The following is a 20,838-nucleotide window of genomic DNA, read 5'->3' as shown; positions in this document are numbered from 1 at the left end:
ACCGACGCCCCCCGCCCCGTCCAGCCACCGCTCACAGGGCTGCCGAGTACTCGCTGACCAAAATAGGCGAACTGCACATTCCCGCCTGTTCAACCTCTTGGTGCACACCTGAAACAGGTGCCGCCCATACCTCCGCGTCCGATGTCGTCCATTCGCATCGAGAAAGGGCTGCTTTCATGTCATCAGGGAGAATTGACGCGATCCGCTGGATAAGACGTATCGCCGTCCAGGCTTTGGTCCTCAGCCTGGCTCTCGCCGGGCTTGCAGCCATGGGCGGCGGCCGGACACCGTCGGCGGACCTCGGCCGGACCGAGCCGGTCGCGGTGACCACCAACCAGGTCGCGGTTCCGTCGGCACCGATGGGCTGGGCCTCCTGGAACAGCTTCGCCAGCAGCATCGACTACAACACCATCAAGGCCCAGGCCGACGCACTCGTCTCGTCCGGCATGGCCGCCGCCGGCTACGACTACGTCAATATCGACGACGGTTGGTGGCAGGGCGCCCGCGACAGCAACGGCAAGATCGTCACCGACGAGAGCCTGTTCCCCGGTGGCATGAAGGCCATGGCCGACTACATCCACAGCAAGGGCCTCAAGGCGGGCATCTACACCGACGCCGGCAAGCAGGGCTGCGGCTACTACTTCCCCACCACCAGACCCGCGGCGCCCAACACCGGCAGCGAGGGCCACTACCAGCAGGACATGCAGACGTTCCAGGAGTGGGGCTACGACTTCGTCAAGATCGACTGGTGCGGCGGCAACGTCGAGGGCCTCGACCAGGAGACCACCTACAAGGCGATCAGTGCCGCCAACGACGCCGCGACCGCGATCACCGGCCGCAAGCTGGTCCTGTCGTTCTGCGAGTGGGGCACCGGCAACCCCTGGAACTGGGGCGCGGGCACTGCCCCGATGTGGCGCACCAGCACCGACATCATCTTCTGGGGCAACAGCCCGTCCGCGGCCAACATGCTGGCCAACTTCGACAAGGCGCTGCACCCGTCGTCCCAGCACACCGGGTACTACAACGACCCCGACATGCTGATGGTCGGCATGAACGGCTTCAGTGCCGCCCAGAACCGTACGCACATGAGCCTGTGGGCGATCTCCGGCGCCCCGCTGCTGGCCGGCAACAACCTCACCACCATGAGTTCCACCACCGCGTCGATCCTCAAGAACTCCGAGGTCATCGCCATCGACCAGGACGCCCGCGGCCTCCAGGGCGTCAAGGTCGCCGAGGACACCAAGGGCCTGCAGGTCTACAGCAAGGTCCTGTCCGGCACCGGCAAGCGTGCCGTGCTGCTGCTCAACCGCACCTCCTCCGCCGCCAACATCACGGCCCGCTGGACCGACCTGGGCCTGACCGCGGCCTCCGCCTCCGTGCGCGACGTATGGACGGCGACGAACGCGGGCAGCCCCGCGACGAGCTACACCACCGGCGTCCCGGCGGGCGAAGCGGTGCTGCTCACCGTCTCCGGCACCGAGGCCTCCGGCACGACCTACGAGGCCGAGTCCTCGTCCAACACCCTGGCCGGTACCGCCGCCACCGCCACCTGCGCGAACTGTTCGGGCGGCTCGCGGGTCGACTGGATCGGCAACGGCTCCGCCAACACCCTGACGTTCAACGGCGTCAGCGCCCCGGCCTCCGGCGTGAAGCTCGCCACCATCGCCTACGTCAACGGCGACACCACCGCCCGTAGGGCGACGCTCCAGGTCAACGGCCAGCAGTCCACGGTGGTCTCGTTCCCGCCGACCGGCTCCTGGACCACCCCTGGCACCGTCTCCGTGCTGGTCGGTATGGCCAAGGGCTCCAACACCATGAAGTTCTCCAACAGCGGCGGCTGGTCGCCCAACCTCGACGCCGTCCTCGTTCAGGGCATCGCGGGCACCGACGGCAACGCGATCATCGGCGCCGGCTCCAACCGCTGCCTCGACCTCGCCAAGAACACCATCACCAACGGCACCCAGCTCGCACTCTGGGACTGCGGCGGCGGACACAACCAGACCTTCACGTCCACGTCGCGCGGCGAACTCGTGGTCTACGGCAACAAGTGCCTCGACGCCGACAACAACGGCACGACCAACGGCACGAAGGTCATCATCTGGGACTGCACCGGCGGCACCAACCAGAAGTGGACCGTCAACTCCAACGGCACCATCACCAACAACCAGTCCGGCCTCTGCCTGGACGCCGTCAGCAACGGCACCGCCAACGGGACCAAGATCGACCTGTGGACGTGCAACAGCGGGACCAACCAGAAGTGGACGCTGAACTGACGGACTGACTCCGGCTGTTCCTTCCCGATCGGCGGACGGACTGGATTCTCCAGTCCGTCCGCCGATTCGCTTGCCACTCGGTGAGGGAGACGGCGGCCATCCGCGGCCGACCCGGTGCCTGGAGATCGGCACCTCGCACTTGAGATCGTCGGTCAGTTTCCTGCACGCCTCGCAGGCTTCTCCCGGGGCGGACACGCCTCGGTGACCACGCCCAACGGATCCCCCACCGCCAACTCTCCCGTCCTCGGGGTCGTTTTCCCTTCGGGCCGTTTTCCCTTCGGGCCGATTTCCCCTTCGGGCCGATTTCCGCTTCTTGTCCCATCGCCGGGACGCACTCTCAGCGGTCACCTGCTACCACAGGAATTGGTCCCACCGGCGTGCGCAACGGCGGTTACGACGATCAGCAGGAGAGAATGACATGTGGGGGGAATGTAAAGACTAGGGGGCAACTGTGGGAGCGGACCGGGTAGTTGGGGACGGCGAGAACGGGAGTCCGTTGCTGGGCCGCTCCGTCGAACTGGCCCGGTTCGATGCGCTGCTCGACCGTGCGGCAGGCGACGCGCGCGGCACGGCGAGGGGTGAGGAGTTCCGTGACAGCGGCCGTTCCCGGCTCGTCGACATCACCGGTGAGGCCGGCATCGGCAAGAGCCGGCTGCTCGGCGAGGTCTGTGCACGGGCGCGCCGACACGGAATGACGGTACTGCGCGGCAGAGCCACGGAGTACGAGCGGCGGGTGCCGTTCCAGGTGTTCACCGACGCGCTCGCCCACCTCGACCCGCACGCCCTGGACGGCTTCCAGGAGACCGAAGCGGTGGCGCCCCTCCTTCAGCGGAGCGGCGCGGTCGACCGTTTCGGACTGCACCGGTCCACGGCCGTCCTGCTCGCCCGGCTCGCCGCCCCGTCCGGACTGCTGCTGGCCCTCGACGACCTGCACTGGGCGGACCCGGCGTCACTGGAGCTGCTGGACCATCTCGTACGCCATCCCGTGCACGCCCCCGTCGTCCTGGCCGTGACACGCCGTGACCGCCAGAGTCCCGAGTCCCTCGCCGCCAGGCTCACCCGAGGACTCGACACCGGCACGGTCGTCAGACTCGGCCTGAGACCGCTGAGCGCACACGACTGCGCCGAACTGGCCGGCCCCGGCCTGCCGCCCGCCGAGACCGCCGCGCTGTACGCCGCGAGCGAGGGCAACCCGTTCTACTTCCTGACCCTCCTTCAGGCCCACCACGAGGGTACGACGCCCGAGTCCTCGGCGCCGCCCGGGCTCGGCACCCTGCTGCTGGACGAACTCACCATGCTCGCCCCCTCCCGGCGCGGCATCGCCGAGGCCGTGGCGGTACTGGGCGAGCACGCCACCCCGGCGATGGTGAGCCGGGTGACCGGCCGCTCCGGCACCGCGTTCACCGACGACGTCCACGCTCTCACCCGCCGCGACCTGCTGCGCTCCGCCCCGCAAGGCCTGTTGACCCTGCGGCATCCGGTCGTGCGAACCCTCGTCCACGAAAGCACGCCCTTCTTGAGGCGCGTCGAGATTCACCGACTCGCCGCGCAGGAACTGGCCCGCGTCGGTGCCTCGGCCGCCGAGCGAGCCCACCATGTGGAACAGTCGCTGACCGCCTGGGACCCGGCAGCGGTGGCCGTGCTCGACGAGGCCGCCGCACGAACCGCCCGAACGGCCCCGGCGAGCTGCGCCCACTGGCTCGATGTGGCACTCCGCCACCTTCCGGACACTCCGGAACACGCCGCCCGGCGGCGTGAGTTGGTCCTGAGGCGGGCCCGCGCGCTGGCCGCGTGCGGTGGCCTGCGAGAGAGCCGCGACCTGCTCCAGGAGCTGATCGCCACCCCGCAGCGGTCACCCGGTGGCCCGACCACCGGCGAGGACCAGGACCTCAGAGTGCGCGCGGTCGTCCTGTGCGCGCTGGTGGAGCGTCATCTGGGGCGCTCCACCGAGGCCGTCGCGCTGTTGCGCCGTGAGCTGGCCCGCGGCCCCGCACCGGGCCACGTCGTCCGGCTCGGCCTGGAGCTCGGCTCGGCCGCGCCCCTGGACAGCGACACCTCGTACGCCCAGGTGCGCACCGAGGTCGAGGCGGCCCTCGCGGCGGCCCGGTCCACGGGGGCCGAGGTCGCGGAGGCGGGCGTCCTCGCCGTCGCCGCCCTGGGAGAGGCGTACGAGGGCAACATGACCGCGGCGCACCGGCTCGCCCGGCAGGCCGCCGCCCTGGTCGACTCCCTGCCCGACAACGACCTCACCGCACTGTGTGAACCACTGGCCCGGCTCGGCTGGGCAGAGGCGTTCCTGGAGCACTACCCGGACGCGGAGCGGCACGCCGAGCGCGGACTCGACATCGCCCGCCGAAGCGGTCAGCTCTATGTCGTGCCCCATCTGCTGCTGTGCCTGTCCCATGTCCGGGTCCAGACCTGCCGGGTCTCCTCGGCGCTGGAACTCGCCGACCAGGCCGAGGACATCGCCCGCGGGATCGGCAGCGACCAGTTGCTCGCGTTCGTGTTGGCGAGCAAGGCCGCGGCGCTCGTCGCCCTCTGCCCGCCGGGCGATCCGCGCCCCCTCGCCGTCGCCGAGGAGGCGGTGGCCGCGGCAGGTAACGGGGTCGACTGGTGGGCCTCCACGGCCTGGTGCATCTACGGCTGGGCCGCGCTCATGGCCGGCGATCCGGTCCGTGCCCGGGACGCGATGCTCCAGGCGGGCGGCCCCGAACTGCAGCGGATCCAGCCCTCGATGCGGCCGCTCTACCTGGAGATCCTGGTCACGTCCGCACTCTTGACGGGAATGTCGGAGGAGGCCCGTGGCTGGGCCGAGCGGGCCCGTAAGGAGGCGGAACAACTGGGGCTGCCGATGCAGCGGGCCTCCGCGCTGCGCAGCGCCGCCCATCTGCCGCTGGCGCAGGGGGACACGGCAGCGGCGGCGGACCTGTTCGCGGAGGCCGCGGCGGAGAGCGCCCGCTGCGGCGCGGTCTTCTGGGAGGCCCACTCCCTGCTGCTCGGCGCCCCGCTGGAAGCGGCGGCGGGCCGCGGCCGGGGCGCCACGCACGCCTGGCTCAGGGGGCGCCGGCTCGCCGAGGCGGGCGGCAGCGGAATGCTGGTCGGCCTCGCCGACGCCACCCGTCCGCCCGGCGGCGGCTCCGAGGCTCCGTACGGTTCCCCGGGCCGCACCGAACTCACCGAACGGCTGGCCACCCTGACCGCCCGGGAGCTGGAGATAGCCGAACTGGTGGCGCAGGGACTCACCAGCCAGGCCATCGCGGACCGGCTCTACGTCAGCCGGCGTACCGTCGAGACCCACGTCTCCCGCATCTTCCGCAAGACCGGGGTCTCCTCGCGTACGGCCCTGGCCACGCTGATGGCCCGCCGCCGCACCGGGAGCCGTTTCGGGGACGCCCACGCGGAGCAGGACTGAGCGTGGCCCAGGTGCCCTCGGCGGTGATCAGTGAGCCTCCGCGAACCGGCCACCGCGGTCTCGGCCGGGAGGCTGACTACCTGACGTCGACGAAGTCGCCGGGCGCCGTCGCGGAGCCGGTCGTGCTGGTGCCGGCGAAGACGAAGCGGTAGTAGCCGTCGGAGCCGGCCCTGGTGGTGGTGCTCAAGGTGCCGGTACTGCTGGTCTTGACCGTCTTGAGGGTGGTGTAGGTGCTGCTGCCCCTCTTGCGGAACTGCAACTGCACCGGCTGGGTCGCGTATCCCGCGTTCTTGCCCGTGGTCCAGTTGGCGCGACTCAGCTTGCCGGTGACCGTGATGGTTTTGCCCTCCCTCACCGGCTCCGGGGAGGCGTTGGCGGTCAGCTTGGCGGCACGCTTGATCTTGGTCCTGGCGACGTCGTTGTCGTAACTGGCGTTCGCGTAGAGGTCGTAGGCGCCCAGGAAGACTTTCCAGGTCCCCGCGGTGCCGTTGCCGTCCTTGAAGGTGACCGCGGGGTCGATGGTGAAGACCGTCTTGCAGCTGTAGCTGTAGCCACCCTGGACCGGCGTCTCCGTGCAGGTGGGGTAGGCGTCCGACTCCATGGCGCCGGTGATGGTGTCCGTGTTCGAACTGTCGGTGCCCTGCCACAGGAAGGCCTGGGTGATGGCTACGCCCTCCTCGTCGAAGGCGGTGAACGTGACGGGAACGGCCTTCTTGCCCGTTACGCCGAGAACGATGTCCTTGCCCTTGTTGACGACCCCGTTCTTGAAGGTGGTGCCGCCGACAGCGTCCTGCGGCTGGACGCTGTCCGAGGCGAAGGCCCTGAGATCCGTCGCCGCCCCACGGTGCTCCGCTGCCTGGGCGGTACCCGGAAGAGCGAGCGCCGAGAGTACGAGGGCGCCGGAGAGGGCGGTGGCCGCAGTGTGTATACGCATGTGATTCCCCCATGATGAGGTCGAGTGGCGCCCTGCCGGACTGTCCTTGTGGCAGGGCCTGTTAGGGCCTGTTGACGTGGTGAAGAGGTCGGTGCACGCCCGGACCCGCGGAAGAGGCTCAGGGCGTGGGAGAGCGGAGGTCGTCGTTGCAGTCGAAGCTGTAGTCGGGCGTCGGGGCAGATCCGTCGGGCAGAGGTCCGTCAGGCAGAGGTCCGTCGGCTGGGAGCCCGGTGTGGGTTCATCGGCCGGGTCGGCGGTGGGCTTGCCGTCCGGGCTGCACACCTGCGGTGCCGAGGGCTCGGACACGTGGAGGAGAGGCGCCCTGGGCGCTCGAACACCCCCAGTGAACAGAACGACCACAGGCGAGGGCCGCGACGCCATGCACGGCGGAGTGTTGCGGGCCCGGGTATGCGCTTCGATGCGTACCTCACTGGTCGAACCAGTTCCTGGCTTCCGCGGAACTGAAGCCCCGCAGCACGGCGAGGGCGAAGGCGATGCCCGGGAGAACCGAGACGCCGCCCCCCTGAAGCAGGCCCAGCACACCACTCAGCAGGCTCAGCGCCTCGATGACGATGACCGTGACACGTATCCCGTTCGACCGCTTGCCCGCGAGAACGCCGCACAGCAGGAGCGCCCCCGCGATCAGCAGCGACAACACCGCCACGAACCGGAGCAGCCCGGCCCCCTCGTCCTGACCGTGGTCCGCCGCGTCGTTCACCACGGCCAGCAACAGGGCGCCGGCCGCCAGGTTCAGCACGGCCTGGACCCATACCCCCACCACCGCCAGCCTGACATTCTTCGGCATCTGCGCTTTCACGCCCGGTGTCGTCATGAACGCAAGGAAACGGCACAGGTGTCAGGGGTACATCAGTAGGAGTACGTATTCCATGTACGTATCTGCCATCGCCGCCTGTCCGCCGTCAACGTCCCTGGGCAGTACGCCCAGTGATCAGGCTCGTACGTCTCGCTGCTGAAGTTCGGCGGAGCCGCCGCGGCACTGGCTGCCGGCTGACCGACAGTGGCGTGTCCCATGCGGTGATCGAGCCCGAGCTGTACCTGGAGAACCTGCTCATGCCCTACGTCATCGACTCGAGGCCAGTACCCGGCGATCACCGGGCCGGACCTGGCCGAGGCGTTCGGCACCCGGCTCGGCCGGGACGACGTCGTCTTCGAACCGATCACCCCTGAGGAGATGCGCACCTCGATCGCACCCCTGATCGGGGAGGGCGCGGCCGCCGATATCGCGGGGGCCTGGCATGCCGCCCAGTTCCGCAGACGGCCTGCCGGTCCCTGTCGCTCTCTGAGAGAGCTGACACCTGCGGAATCCTGGGCGCCGCTCCGGCTCAGCGGACACGGTCGAACCCATGGCGCAGCGGATGCCCCTTCCAGCGCGCGGAGGCTCCGCCCCCGAAGGCTCCGCGGCGGGGCTCGTCCGTCGATTCGTGCGGCGGGACGGGCCCCGCACGGTTTGCTTCACCGTGCGGGGCCCGCGGCTGGGGAAGGTGTTCTGGTCGTGCTTCAGGAGGGCCGCGTGGTGAAGATCGCGGCGGCGCCTGCGGGCAGTCGGTAGCTGTATGTCGTATCGCCCCACGGGACGTCGAACGCGGCCATGCCACTGCTGGAGTTGTACGTCACCGACAGTTGGGTGCCGTCGGGCAGTTGAGCGTTCTTGCGCTGAACGCCCTTGGTCGCCTTGGGGTGCGAGGGTGCGTTGCCCCCGGCGGCGAGGACGGAGACGTCGTGGATGGACCACCAGCTGCCGGAGTCGGACTTGTTCACCACGCGGATGTAGCGGGCGGTGGTGGAGGGCAGCAGGACCCGGGTCACGGTGCTGCCCGGCCCGGTCGCGATCGGCTCGCCCCAGCTCGTGCCGTCGTCGGAGGCATACACCTCGTACCGGCGGGCGAAGTCTCCGGATGAGGCGCCGCTGTCCAGGACGAGCTGGTCGAAGGTCCGGGTCGAGCCGAGGTCGACCTGGAACCAGTCGCCGGACCGCATGCCGTGGCCGGAGCTCCAGCGGGTGGCGGCGTCGCCGTCGATGGCCTTGGTGGGCGGGTCGTCCGAGCTGCTCGCGGAGGCCGATGCCTGCCAGCCCTCGCGGGACAGGGGCGCTTCACCCGTGGACGGGGTGAGGGAGGCGCCGGTGGGCAGGGTGTAGCCGAGCCACCGGTCGCCGACGCGGACCTGGGGCTGCCGGGCGAGGAGCTTGCTGTCGTAGGAGATCAGGGCGTGGCTGCCGTCGGGGTTGCGGAAGGGGAGGTCGACGGAGCCGATGGCGGCCGGGGCGGTGCTGCCGCTCTGTTTGCCGTTCCAGGTGAAGGTCGCGGCCGCTCCCGCGGCCAGGGTGTAGGTGAAGTGGCGCTTGCCCCAGCGGACGGTGAAGGTGCGGTCGGCGGTGCCGGAGTTGTGGGTGACCAGCGCGGTGGAGCCGTCGGGGTTGGTGAAGGCGACGTCCTCGACGCTGCCCTTGCCGAGGGTGCTGGAGGCGACCCGGTGGGCGCCGGGTCGGACGAACTTGCTGGCCTGGGCGAGTCCCCAGTAGTCGGCCGTGGGCGTGTAGGTCCACTTGCCTTCGGCGTTCTGCGCGACGGTGACCACCGGGCGGCAGCCTTCACATCCGTTGTTCCGGGGGCCGCCGTCGGCGTCCAGGGCGATGTTCCAGCGGACGATGCTCTGGGCCCAGTTGCGGGGGCCGTTGATGACGTTGTCCATCACGCCGGCGAAGGCGTCGCCCTCCCAGTTGCCGCCGGAGCACTCGGTCTGGAAGGCCGGCTTGTTGGGGTAGTCGTTGTGGACGGCGGTCTGGTTCAGGACGAACTCGGCGCCGGCGTAGCAGTGCCAGGCCGTGCCGGCGACGTTCCGGGCGGCGGCCGGGTCGGCGTACAGGGACTCGGGGTAGCTGGTGACGTCCCAGTTGTGGTCGTAGCCCAGGATGCCGGTGGACAGGCCCTGCTTCTTCAGGGTCGGGCCGAGGTGGTCGGTGACGAAGGTCTTCTGCTGGTCGGCGGGCAGGTACATGCCCGGATAGGTCGACGGGTCGTGCAGCGGCTCGTTCTGCGGGGTGACGTAGCGGACCGGGACGCCGGCCGCCGCGTACGCCTTGAGGAACTTCGCGAAGTAGTCGGCGTACGGCTGGTAGGCGTCCGCCTTCAGTCGGCCGCCGATCATCGAGTCGCTGGTCTTCATCCAGCCCGGCGGGCTCCACGGGGTGGCCATGACGGCCAGTTGCGGATTGAGGCTGCGGGCCTGCTTGAGCAGGGGGATGGTGTACGCGCGGTCGTGGTCGACGGTGAAGTGCGTCAGCTCGGGGTCGGTCCGACCCGCGGGCAGGTCGTCGTAGGAGTAGTTGCCGCTCACGGTGAAGTCGCTGGCGCCCATGGGCTGGCGCAGGACGTTCAGGCCGATGCCGTCGCGGCGGCTGAACAGGTCACGCATCAGCGCGGCGCGCTGTGTCCTGTCGAGCTTGGTACCGACCAGCCAGGCGGAGGAGTCGGTGAACGAGGCACCGAAGCCGGTCATCGGCTGGTACGCGCGGGTGGTGTCCACCGTGATCGTCGAGCCGGATGAGCCGGCCGGTGCGCGTCCTGTCTTCCAGGGCACGGACGGCTGCTTGGCCAGGTGGGTGTCGATGGACAGGTCGGTGAGAAAGACCGACGCCTTGCCGGGTGCGGCGTCGGCGGAGGCCGGGGCGGCTGCCGGGAGGACGGGGAGCGTGGCGAGCAGGGTCGCGGCGGCGGCCAGGGCGGTCCGGCGCCGTTGCCGGGTGGTGGTTCTCATGGTGCGGCTCCTTGCGGGCATGACGGCCGTGCACGGCGGCTCGCGTGCATGACGTGGGTGGTGCGAAACCGGCGCGTGGGGGCCGGGTAAGGGCGCCGGAGCTGGGGTCACTTCAGGCCGGTGGTGGCGATGCCTGCGACGAAGTGGCGCTGGAAGAGCAGGAAGACGATGGTCACCGGGAGCAGGACGACGACGGAGCCGGCGAGCAGGATGCCGAAGCGGGTGAAGTCCTGTCCGCTGCTGGCCAGGGCGAGGCCGACGGGGAGGGTGTACTGGCTCTCGTTCTGGGCCACGACCAGGGGCCACAGGAAGTTGTTCCAGGAGCCGAGGAAGGTGATGATCCCGAGGGTGGCCAGGGCCGGTCGGGTCAGGGGCAGGATGATCTTCCAGAAGATGGCCAGTTCGCCGCAGCCGTCGACGCGGGCGGCGTCGATGAGTTCGTCGGGCAGGGTGGAGATGAACTGCCGCATCAGGAACACCCCGAAGGGGGTGGCCAGGAACGGCAGGATCAGCCCGAGCAGGGAGCCGGTCAGCTGCATGTTGGACACCAGGACGTACAGCGGTACGAAGGTGACCAGCCCCGGCACCATGAGGGTCGCGATGACCAGCGTGAACACGGCGCGCTTGCCGCGGAACTCCAGTTTGGCCAGGGCGTATCCGAGCATCGAGCAGAAGAGCAGGTTCCCCGCCGTGACGGCCAGGGCGACCATCACCGAGTTGGCGAACATACTGGTGAAGTCCAGCGTGCCGAGAAGTTCCCGGTAGTTGGCGAGCGTGGGGCGGATGGGGACCAGGTCCGGCGGGATCTTGCGGATGTCGGCCTCGGGCTTGAACGACCCGGACAGCATCCACAGGAACGGCGTGACCATGAGCAGCAGCAGGCCGGTGAGCGGCAGGTAGAGCCAGGGCCGGCCCCACTCCCGGCGGATGCGGCGGCGCCGCAGGACCGTGTCGACGGCCGATGACTGCGTGGGGGCGGAGGTGAGTGTGGTGGTCATGGGGCATCAGTCCTTGTCCCGCAGTACGCGGAACTGCAGCACGGTCAGAGCGATGATCAGGACGAAGACGACGTAGCCGGCCGCCGATGCCATGTCGTAGTTGCCGTTGCCGAACTGTTTGTAGGCGTACAGCGTGGCCGACAGGGTGGAGTCCAGCGGGCCGCCGTCGGTCATCACGAACGGTTCGTCGAAGAACTGCAGGTAGCCGATGCCGGTGGTGACGGCGGTGAGCAGCAGGGCGGGGCGCAGCAGCGGGAAGGTGACGCGCCAGAACCGCTGCCAGGCCCCGGCGCCGTCGAGCTCTGCCGCCTCCATGAGGGACTGGGGCACGGACTGCAGGCCCGCCAACATGATGATCATGACGGTGCCGAGGTTGCGCCATACCGCCATCAGGATCATGACGGGCAGGGCGAAACGGGTGTCGGCCAGCCAGGCCGGGCCGTCGATCCCGAACCAGGCCAGAACGGTGTTCACCAGGCCCGCTTGGGGTTCGAGGAGGGTTTTCCACACCACGGCGACGGCCACGACGCTGGTGATCACCGGCAGGTAGAAGCCGACCCGGAAGACGGCGCGGAAGCGACGGATGCCGCGGTCGAGGGCGACCGCCGCGGCAAGCCCGGCGGCAAGGGTCAGAGGCAGGCCTACCAGGACGAACACGGCGGTGTTCTGCAGGGCCGTGAAGAACTGCGGGTCCTGGAAGAGCCGTATGTAGTTGTCGAAGCCGGTGAACGACACGCTCAGCGGGGTGCGCAGGTCGGCGCTCTTGGTGTCGGTCAGGCTCATCAGCATCGACCAGACGACCGGCAGCAGCATGAAGGCGAGGAACAGGGCGAGGAACGGGGCGGCGAGGGACCACGCGGCGCGGGTCTGGCGGCCTTGTGCGGTGCGCCGCGGCGAAGAGTCGCGGCGGGCCGCCGACTGCGGGCCGGCGGCGTCGCGTTCCTTGGTGCCCTGCCCGGCGATGGTGCTCGTGGGCATGGTTGTCATCCGTCCGTACGAGGGATGCTGCGGGGGCGGTTCAGCGGCCGGTGCCGATGCTGGTGGCCTTGGACTGCAGGGTCTTCTGCGTCTCGGCGACGGTGGCCTTGCCATAGGCGAGCTTCTCCAGCTCACCGTCGACGGCGTCGGCGATCTGCTGCCAGGTCGTGATGGCCGGCGGGGCCTTGGTGACCTTCAGCTGTGCTTCGAAGGCATCCATCTCCTCGTTCTCGCTCAGCTTCCCCTCCGACCAGGACTGGACGACGGCGGGGAGGTTGCCGGTGGCGTCCGCGTACTCGGCGAGGTTCTTGGCGTCGGTGAGGAACTGGACGAACTTCCACGCCGCGTCCGCGTTCTTGGCGTCCTTGAAGACCGCCAGGTCGCTGCCGCCGGCCAGGCCGGCGGCCTGCTCGCCCTGTGGCAGGGGCATGGTCTTCCACTTGCTGTCCAGCTCGGGGGCGTTCAGGTGGAGGTTGCCACCGGTGCTGGCGCCCTGCTGCACGGTGCCGATCAGCCCGTTCTGGAAGTTCTGGCCGGAGTCGGTCTTGTCGTTCGGCGACAGGCCGTCCTTGAAGATGTCGCTGTAGGTCTCCAGGGCCGTGGTGACCTCGGGTGAGTCGAAGGTGAACTTCTTGGTGTCGGCGTCGTAGATGTCACCGCCCTGCTGCCACACCAAGGGCAGCCAGAACAGCCAGGAGTTGAAGCCGGTCTGCAGCTGGGTGGCGTGGCGCAGCTTGGGGCTCTGCTTGCCCGCGGTGGCCTGGATGGCCTTGAGGTCCTTGAGGTAGCCGTCCCAGTCGGCGGCCGGGGCGCCCTTGATGCCGGCCTTCGTGGTGATGTCGGTGCGGTAGTAGATCACCGAGGTGTCGGCCGTGAACGGGACGCCGTACGGGGTGTCCTTGTACTTCGTGGTGTCCCACTGGCCGGGGAAGAACGCGGACGACTCGAACGAGGCCGGGGTGGCCTGGAAGCCGTCCATGGAAGCCATCTCGGCCATCCACGTGGAGCCGATCAGCGACAGGTCGGGGGTGTTGCCGCCGGCGATCGAGGTGGTGAGCTTCTCGTGCGCGGCGTCCCACGGCACCGCCGTGATCTGGACCGACACGTCCGGGTTCTGCTGCTCGAACTCCTTCGCCAGCTCCTGCAGCGGCTTGTCGGCCTTGTCGCCCATGGACCACATGACCAGCTTGCCCTTGGCCTTGCCGCTGCTGATCTTCGTAGGGGCGTCGGCGGTCGAGGAGTCGTCGCTCCGGCCGCAGCCGGTTGCCAGCAGGGCGGCCGCGACGGTGGCGCAGGCTATCCGGAGGGTTCTGGTGGTGTGACGGGTGGTGTGACGGGTGGTTCTCATGGTGCGGCTCCTTGCGGTTGAACAGGCGAAGCAGGGGGGCGAGATGGGCGAGACAAAGGGGTGGCTGGTGGTGTCTGGAGAAGCCGGGTGGGTCAGCGTGCGGCGTGGAACCCGCTGTCGTCGACGGTCACCTCGGCCGTGAGGCGCAGATCACGGCTGGAGCGCCCGACGTGCAGCCGGTAGCGGCCGTGAGGGGTGCGCCAGCCGCCCGTGTCGGCGTCCCAGACCTGGAAGGCGCGGGCGGGAACGCGCAGGTCGGCGGTGGTACGGGCGCCCGCTGCCGCCCGGACGGTCGCGAAGCCGGCGAGCAGGCGCACCGGCCGGTCGATGCCGTCGCGGGGCGGCTCCAGATAGACCTGGACGACCTCGCCACCGGCCCGGGGCCCGGTGTTGGTCACCTCCACGGTCAGGCTGAGCCCGTCTCCACCTGCGGGGCTGGGCAGATCGGTGGAGACGGACGACTGTGAGACGGCCACGGACTCGTAGGTCCACCGGGTCCAGCCGAGCCCGTGACCGAACGGGAAGGCCGGGACGAGACCGCCCCTGTCCCAGGCGCGGTGGCCGATGTGGACGCCTTCGCCGTAGTCCACGACGCCGTCGCGGGGCACGGCGTCGGGTACGGGGACGTCCTCGGCGCGGGCGGGCAGAGTCCAGGGCAGCCGGCCGGACGGCTCGATGCGGCCCAGCAGTACGTCGGCCAGGGCGTGCCCGGCCTCCTGGCCCGGCAGCCATGCCCACAGCAGGGCGGGGGCCTCGTCGGCCCAGGGCAGCAGCACGGGGGCGCCGGCGTTGACGACGACGATCGTGCGCGGGTTGGCGGCGAGCACCTTGCGGACCAGGTCGTTCTGGTGGCCGGGCAGGTCGAGGCCGGTGCGGTCCCAGCCCTCGGACTCGACCTCCTCGTTGGTGCCCACCACGACCACGGCCACATCGGCGGCCCGGGCAGCGGCGGCGGCCTCGGCGATCTCCTCGTACGGCGTGGACCCCGGCGGGGCGTGGCGCAGCTGGGCGGTGACGAAGCGGTCGTAGCCGCCGGGCTCGACCACGGTGAGGTCGACATCGAGGGCGATCCGGCGCGGCTGCGGCCCCACCTCCAGGTCGATGCTCCGCAGGGTCGGGTTGTTGTGGGTGGAGTCGAGGATCAGCTCCACGCCCCGGTCGTCGTCCCCGGAGAGGACGTCGTCGCCGTCCACGGTCACCCTGTAGCGGCCGACGCATCCGATCTCCAGGCGGTGCGTGCCCGGCTCGGTGAGGGTGAGCACGGTGCGGAGCACCACGCGGTGCGTCTCCGGTCCGAAGTCGCTGTATCCGCTCCAGTCACCGGAGGGGCGTATCCGGCCGCCGACGCGATGACCGTCGGCGTCGAGGTGGTCGGCGTACACGCCGACGGTGCCGGTGTCGGAGTCGGTGAGCAGCGCCTCGGTGAGGTAGGGCGGGCGCAGGCGGGAGTCGCCGCCCCGGTGCACGGACAGGTGTACGTCCGTGGGGAGCGCGGCACGCAGCCCGTCCTCGAACGACACCGTGCGCACCGCCGGGACGAAGGCGCTGCCGCCGCCCTGGAGGTAGGGCGCCACGGCGTTGGGGCCGATCAGCGCGACGCTGCGGACGCCTTCCGACGCGGGCCGCACCAGGTCTGCCTCATCGCGGAGGCCCTCCGCCGCGGGCGCCAGTGGAGCCGCGCTGCTGTCACCCGGTGCCAACGGCAGCAGCTCGCCCTGGTTGCGCAGCAGCACCATCCCCCGGGCCGCGACCTCCCGCAGGAGTCGGAACTCCTCCTCCGTGGGCCCCGCCGGGGCGGCGTGCGCCTCCGGGTTCTGTCCGGGTTCGCCCAGCCGGCCGGTGTGCCGGGCCAGGCGCAACAGCCGCAGCACCTTGTCGTCGATGAGCCGCTCGTCCACCTCACCCGCGCGCACGGCCTCCACAAGAGGCTCGCCCCACAGGGGCTCGGGTCCGGGCATCGCCAGGTCGAGGCCGCCGACCGCCGAGGCCACGGTCGAGCCGGTGGCGGCCCAGTCGCTGACGACGGGCCCGGAGAAACCCCACTCCCCCTTCAGCACCTCGCGCGACAGCCGGGCGTTCTCGGTCATCGGCGCCGACTCGGTGCCGTCGTCGACACCCGAGTAGGCGGCCATCACGCTCCAGGGCTCGGCCTCGGCGATGACCTGCTCGAACGGCGCCAGGTAGACCTCGCGCAGGGTGCGCTCGTCCAGCCGGGAGCGGTAGCGGGTGCGGTCGGTCTCGGAGTCGTTGGCCACGAAGTGCTTCAGGCACGCGCTCACGCCCCGGTTCTGCAGACCGCGTACGAGGGCGGCGGCCAGGGTGCCGGTGAGCAGGGGGTCCTCGGAGAAGTACTCGAAGTGCCGTCCGGCGACCGGGGTGCGCTGGAGGTTCACCACCGGGCCGAGGACGACGTCGACTCCCTTGCGGCGCGCCTCCGTCGCGAACAGGTTCCCCAGCCGCTCGGCGAGTTCGGTGTCCCAGGTGGCCGCGAGCGCGCTCGGCGCCGGGGCCAGCAGACCGGTTTCTGCCGGGTCGTCGCCGGTCCCGCGTACTCCCTGCGGGCCGTCCGACATCGTCACCGAGGACAGGCCGAGGCGGGGCTCGGCCGGGAGTCTCCACAGGCTCATGCCGGTCAGCAGCCGGACCTTGGACTCCAGGTCCAGGGTCCGTATGCGGTCGGACAGCTCGGTGTCATCGGTGTCATCGGGGAGGGCAGGGCGGCTCATGCTCGTCCTTCCAGGCCGGCGGCGCGGCACGAAGCGGGCGGAACGGGAGCAGGAAAGCACACTTACTAAGTACTTAGTAAGTACTTGTGCGTAAGTTCTTTCCCAGGTTTGATGTGGACGTGACCACTGATCGACAGCCCCGTAAACTCCGCACGGTGACCGAGAGCAGGCCGAACGGCGAACGGCAGCCCCGCGCGGGGAAGAGCCTCAAAGCCCAGCAGCGGCGGCAGGAGATCCTCAAGATCGCCATGGACACGTTCGCGGCCCGCGGCTACAACAACGCCTCCCTGCAGGAGATCGCCGACCGTGCGGGAGTCACCCAGGCCGGCGTCCTGCACTACTTCCGCTCCAAGGCCCAGCTGCTCACCAGCGTTCTCGCCCTGCGCGACGAAACCGACATCGAACAGCTCGGCAGTGAACGCCCTCGGGGCCTGACCTTCCTTCGTCACCTGGTCGACACGGCCCATCGCAACGCCGACCGAGAAGGCATCGTCCGCCTGTACGCCGTCCTGTCGGCGGAGAGCGTCACCGAAGGCCACCCCGCGCAGGACTATTTCCGCGACCGCTACAGCGGACTGCGCGTCTTCGTCACCGAGGCCCTCGCCGAGGCGTGCGAACTCGGCGAGATCCGGACGGACCTGAACCTCGAAGACGCGGCCAACGCGATCATCGCCGTCATGGACGGCCTCCAGATCCAGTGGCTGCTCGCCCCCGACTCGGTCGACATGGCCGCCTCCACCGACCGCGTGATCACCGCGCTCCTGGCAGACCTCACCGACAGCCGCAGCTGATCTCAAGTCCCGCTCGGAGCCCCGGCTCCGCGACCCCGCAACCAGGGCGACGCCGCCGCGACAGTGCGGGTGGGGGGGACAGGGGGCTGCGGACCACACCCGATCTCGACGGCCCGACCGCCGTCGAGTGATCCCGGAGGGGCCGTCTTCTGTTCGGGCCGTTTTCTGTTCGGGCCGTTTCCGGACAGCCCAGGGCGCTCGACAGCGCCGCGCTCCCTGAGCGGCAGTGGCGACCACCACTCTCCGGCGCATGGACCCTCAGTACCGGGACCGCCGACCGGCCACGCCATCAGCAACACGCGCCGTCCCGCCGTCGGCAGCACCAAGACGCACCGCCATCCACTACGCCCGGTGTGCCCGGTGCGCCCGGTGCGCCCGGCGCCCGACCGGATACATCGCGGACGACGGCCCACAGCCAGCGGATGAGAAGCGCGTCCTCCGCACCCCTACCGGGCGGCTACCTGGCGAGCCAGACCGCCTGGTCCGGTGCCAGCAGGCCACCTTCGACCGGGCCGCTGGACAGCAGGACGGAGGTGTGTTCGGGCAGGGGGTGCGCCTCGGCCGAGATGTTGACCACGCAGACGAAGCCCGGGTCTCGGCCCAGGGCGAGGACCCCGTCGGGGGCCTCCAGCCAGGTCAGGGTGCCGTCTCCGAGTGCGCGGTGCTCTCGGCGCAGGAGCAGGGCGGCTCGGTAGAGTTCCAGCATCGATGTCTCGTCGCCGACCTGCGCTTCCACGCTGTGCTCTGCCCAGTCGGCCGGCTGGGGCAACCACGGCTTGACGGAGGCACCTTCGGGGCTGAAGCCGAACGGTGCGGTGGAACCGGACCAGGGGATCGGCACACGGCAGCCGTCGCGACCGCGCTCGGTGTGGCCCGAGCGTTCCCACACGGGGTCCTGGAGGACGGCTTCTGGCAAGTCCTCGACCTCGGGGAGACCGAGCTCCTCGCCCTGGTAGACGTAGGCGCCGCCGGGCAGGGCCAGCATGAGAAGGGCGGCGGCGCGGGCACGGCGGGTGCCCAGTTCCAGGTCGAGAGGGCCTTCTGGGCGATAGGTCTCGTTGACGACCCAGCGCCTGGCCGCCCTGCGACCGTAGCGGCTGGGGTGGCGTACGACGTCGTGGTTGGAGAGCACCCAGGTGGCGGGGGCTCCGACCACGCCGAGCATGGCAAGCGAGTTGTCGATGACCGCACGCAGGTCCTTCGGGTCCCAATGGGCCATGAGGAAGTCGAAGTTGAAGGCGGTGTGCAGGCCGTCCCGGCGGACGTAGGCGGCGAGCCGCTCGGGGGTGCCCGCCCATGCCTCGGCAACGAAGGACCGGTCGCCGGGGAATTCATCGGCCACCTTGCGCCATGCGCGGAAGATGTCGTGGACCTCGTCACGGTCCCAGTGCGGGTGGGCGAGATGCTGCCTGAGGCCGTCGTCCTCGGGCTGTTGACGGGGTGGCAGATCGGGCAGTTCGGGGTGCTTGACCAGTCCGTGGGCGACGTCGATGCGGAAGCCGTCGACTCCCCGGCTGAACCAGAACCGCAGGATCGATTCGAACTCGGCATGCACTTCGGGGTGTTGCCAGTTGAGGTCGGGCTGCTGGGGGGCGAACAGGTGCAGGTACCACTCGCCGTCGGGCAGCCGGGTCCAGGCGGGGCCGCCGAAAACCGACACCCAGTTGTTGGGCGGTTCCGTCCCGTCGAGGCCGCGGCCGGGCCGGAAGACGTAGCGTCCCCGTTCCGGACTGCCAGGTCCGGCCTTCCGTGCCGCCTGGAACCAGGCGTGCTGGTCGGAAGTGTGGTTCGGGACGATGTCGGGGATGACACGGAGGCCGTGCTGGTGCGCCTCCTCGATGAGCTGTTCCGCCTCGGCCAGGGTGCCGAAAAGTGGGTCGATCTCGCGGTAGTCGGCTACGTCGTAACCGTGATCCGCCTGGGGCGACTTGTACCAGGGGTTGATCCAAATGGCGTCGACGCCAAGTGCTTTGAGGTAAGGCAGGCGGGAGCGGATGCCGGCGATGTCGCCCACGCCGTCGCCGTCGCCGTCGGCGAAGCTGCGGATGTAGACCTGATAGATGACGGCGTCGCGCCACCAAGGCGTGGATTTCATGCCGAGCAGCCTTCCCGGTCTTCGATGTCGGTGCCCGATCGCTTGATCTCGAGCGGCAGGAGTTCCCACGCGTCGACGGTGAAGCCGAGCCGTGCGCCCGGCGCGGTGCGCGCCTGCAGGCGCCAGGGGCCGTCGCCCACCGGATAGAAGCGCAGGGTGAGCACCTGACCGGTGGAGGTCAGGAAGATCTCGGCGATGGAGTGGTCGACGACCACGCGCAGATCGACGGGCTCGCCGCTGGGCCGGGGCATCCGGTACGAGCCGCCGCGGGCCCGCGGGTCCAATGAGGCATGGTCGCGGTCGACGACCAGCTCGCCGGTGGCGGCGTCGAGCCGGATGTCGAGGTACTCGGAGCCGTCGGCGGCGGTGACCAGACGCAGACCGGCGTCACCGAAGGGCTCCAGACGGGCCAGGAGGTCGAAGCTGCGGCCGACTTCGCCCAATTCCTCCGGACCGGCGCCCGACGCCAGCCCGGCAGCGTGGACGGTGTGCTCGCCGCGTAGCGCCATCAACTCCTCGGCGGGCCGCTGGTACGGCAGCCCGTCTTCGGCCAGTGCTATCTCGCGGGGGAGGGTGAGCGCCCCGGCCCACCCGTCGTCGTCGGACCACTCTTCGTCGCGGGCTTCCCAGGACCAGCCCCACAGCAGCCACCTGTCGCCAGGGGCGCGCAGCAGGGCGGGCGCGTAGCAGTCGGGGCCGTGGTCGAGGAGTACGGGTGGGCCGGCTTCGAATGTGCCGCCGCGGTCCTCACCGACCATGGCCACGACGGAGCGGGGGCCGTCGTCATCGCCCCACGCGCTGATGATGAGTGCGCCGTGCTCGGAGGCGGCCGGGAGGTACTGCGGACATTCCCAGCCCTCGCCGGTGAGCAGTCCGGTGCGCACGCCGACCGGCTCTGGTGCGCCGGCGTGGAAGGGCCCTTGGTAGGCCCAGTCCTCCAGGTCGGATGACGTGTAGAGCAGGGCGGCGGCGCGTCCGTCGGCCAAGGTGGCGCCGACCAGCATCCGCCAGCGGTTGCCGTCCTGCCAGACGTACGGGTCGCGGTACATGGTCGTGCCCTCGGGCGGCTCGGGGATGAGCAGGTCGCCGCGGGGGGTGAAGGTGCGGCCGCCGTCGTGGGAGGTGGCGGTGGTGACCGGCTGGTCCCAGCGGTCGCGGCGGTAGGCGGAGTAGAAGGCGACCAGCCGGTCGCCGTCGGAGACGGCGTTGCCGGAGAAGCAGCCGTCGGCGTCGACGCCCCCGGGGGTGGGGGTCAGGGCGATCGGCTGGGGTTCCCAGCTCAGCAGGTCCCGGCTGCGGAAGTGGCCCCAGTGGATGTTCGCGTGCCGGGTTCCGTAGGGGTTGTACTGATAGAAGACGTGGTAGTGGCCGTCGTGGAAGACCAGCCCGTTGGGGTCGTTGATCCAGTTGCGAGGCGGGCGCAGGTGCGCGACGGGGCGGTGCGGGTCAAGGGGCGCGGTGGACACACGCGTGCCTTTCGTGGAGTTCACGGAGCGTGGGGGGTGT

12 protein-coding genes are annotated in these 20,838 nt (G+C 70.2%); 3 read left to right on the top strand and 9 right to left on the bottom strand.

Annotated elements, in window-relative coordinates:
* The first annotated feature begins 176 nt into the window (after positions 1-176).
* Together OG622_RS34300 and OG622_RS34295 are read left to right on the top strand one after the other, a co-directional pair.
* Positions 177-2,273, top strand: coding sequence for an RICIN domain-containing protein (locus OG622_RS34300; protein ID WP_371580502.1), 2,097 nt, complete (start codon positions 177-179; stop codon positions 2,271-2,273).
* Positions 2,274-2,769: 496 nt separating this feature from the next.
* A complete protein-coding gene (locus OG622_RS34295; RefSeq protein WP_371584303.1) occupies positions 2,770-5,685 on the top strand; it encodes an AAA family ATPase in 2,916 nt (971 codons plus the stop codon).
* A gap of 76 nt (positions 5,686-5,761) precedes the next feature.
* Here OG622_RS34295 and OG622_RS34290 read toward each other — a convergent pair whose 3' ends face one another.
* From OG622_RS34290 to OG622_RS34260, 7 genes are all read right to left on the bottom strand, one after another.
* On the bottom strand, positions 5,762-6,619 hold the full coding sequence (locus tag OG622_RS34290) for a hypothetical protein (RefSeq protein WP_371580501.1): 858 nt from the start codon (positions 6,617-6,619) through the stop codon (positions 5,762-5,764).
* Between the two features lie 427 nt (positions 6,620-7,046).
* Entirely contained in the window at positions 7,047-7,451 is a 405-nt protein-coding gene (locus tag OG622_RS34285) for a hypothetical protein (protein ID WP_371580500.1), read from the bottom strand.
* Positions 7,452-8,137: 686 nt separating this feature from the next.
* A complete protein-coding gene (locus OG622_RS34280; RefSeq protein ID WP_371580499.1) occupies positions 8,138-10,396 on the bottom strand; it encodes a discoidin domain-containing protein in 2,259 nt (752 codons plus the stop codon).
* Positions 10,397-10,503: 107 nt separating this feature from the next.
* The gene (locus tag OG622_RS34275) at positions 10,504-11,394 is read right to left on the bottom strand and encodes a carbohydrate ABC transporter permease (RefSeq protein ID WP_371580498.1); all 891 of its coding nucleotides are present in this window, start codon (positions 11,392-11,394) and stop codon (positions 10,504-10,506) included.
* Between the two features lie 6 nt (positions 11,395-11,400).
* Entirely contained in the window at positions 11,401-12,381 is a 981-nt protein-coding gene (locus OG622_RS34270) for a carbohydrate ABC transporter permease (protein ID WP_371580497.1), read from the bottom strand.
* 31 nt (positions 12,382-12,412) lie between these two features.
* Positions 12,413-13,720 (bottom strand): extracellular solute-binding protein, encoded by a 1,308-nt coding sequence (locus OG622_RS34265; RefSeq protein ID WP_371580496.1) that lies wholly within the window; start codon positions 13,718-13,720, stop codon positions 12,413-12,415.
* Positions 13,721-13,812: 92 nt separating this feature from the next.
* Entirely contained in the window at positions 13,813-16,446 is a 2,634-nt protein-coding gene (locus tag OG622_RS34260; RefSeq protein WP_371580495.1) for a beta-glucosidase, read from the bottom strand.
* 242 nt (positions 16,447-16,688) lie between these two features.
* Between OG622_RS34260 and OG622_RS34255 the strand changes: the two genes are divergently transcribed.
* Positions 16,689-17,237: a TetR family transcriptional regulator gene (locus OG622_RS34255; protein WP_371584302.1), complete on the top strand. Its 549-nt coding sequence runs from the start codon at positions 16,689-16,691 to the stop codon at positions 17,235-17,237.
* Between the two features lie 457 nt (positions 17,238-17,694).
* On the opposite strand, the gene OG622_RS34250 is transcribed toward OG622_RS34255, so the two are convergent.
* The gene (locus OG622_RS34250; RefSeq protein WP_371580494.1) at positions 17,695-19,332 is read right to left on the bottom strand and encodes a glycoside hydrolase family 13 protein; all 1,638 of its coding nucleotides are present in this window, start codon (positions 19,330-19,332) and stop codon (positions 17,695-17,697) included.
* On the bottom strand, positions 19,329-20,798 hold the full coding sequence (locus OG622_RS34245; RefSeq protein ID WP_371580493.1) for a glycoside hydrolase family 32 protein: 1,470 nt from the start codon (positions 20,796-20,798) through the stop codon (positions 19,329-19,331). Before OG622_RS34245 ends, OG622_RS34250 begins: the two co-directional genes overlap by 4 nt.
* Positions 20,799-20,838 lie beyond the last annotated feature (40 nt).

It is taken from the genome of Streptomyces sp. NBC_01314, assembly GCF_041435215.1.
GTDB lineage: Bacteria > Actinomycetota > Actinomycetes > Streptomycetales > Streptomycetaceae > Streptomyces.
This window is presented reverse-complemented; position numbering and strand designations above follow the sequence as displayed.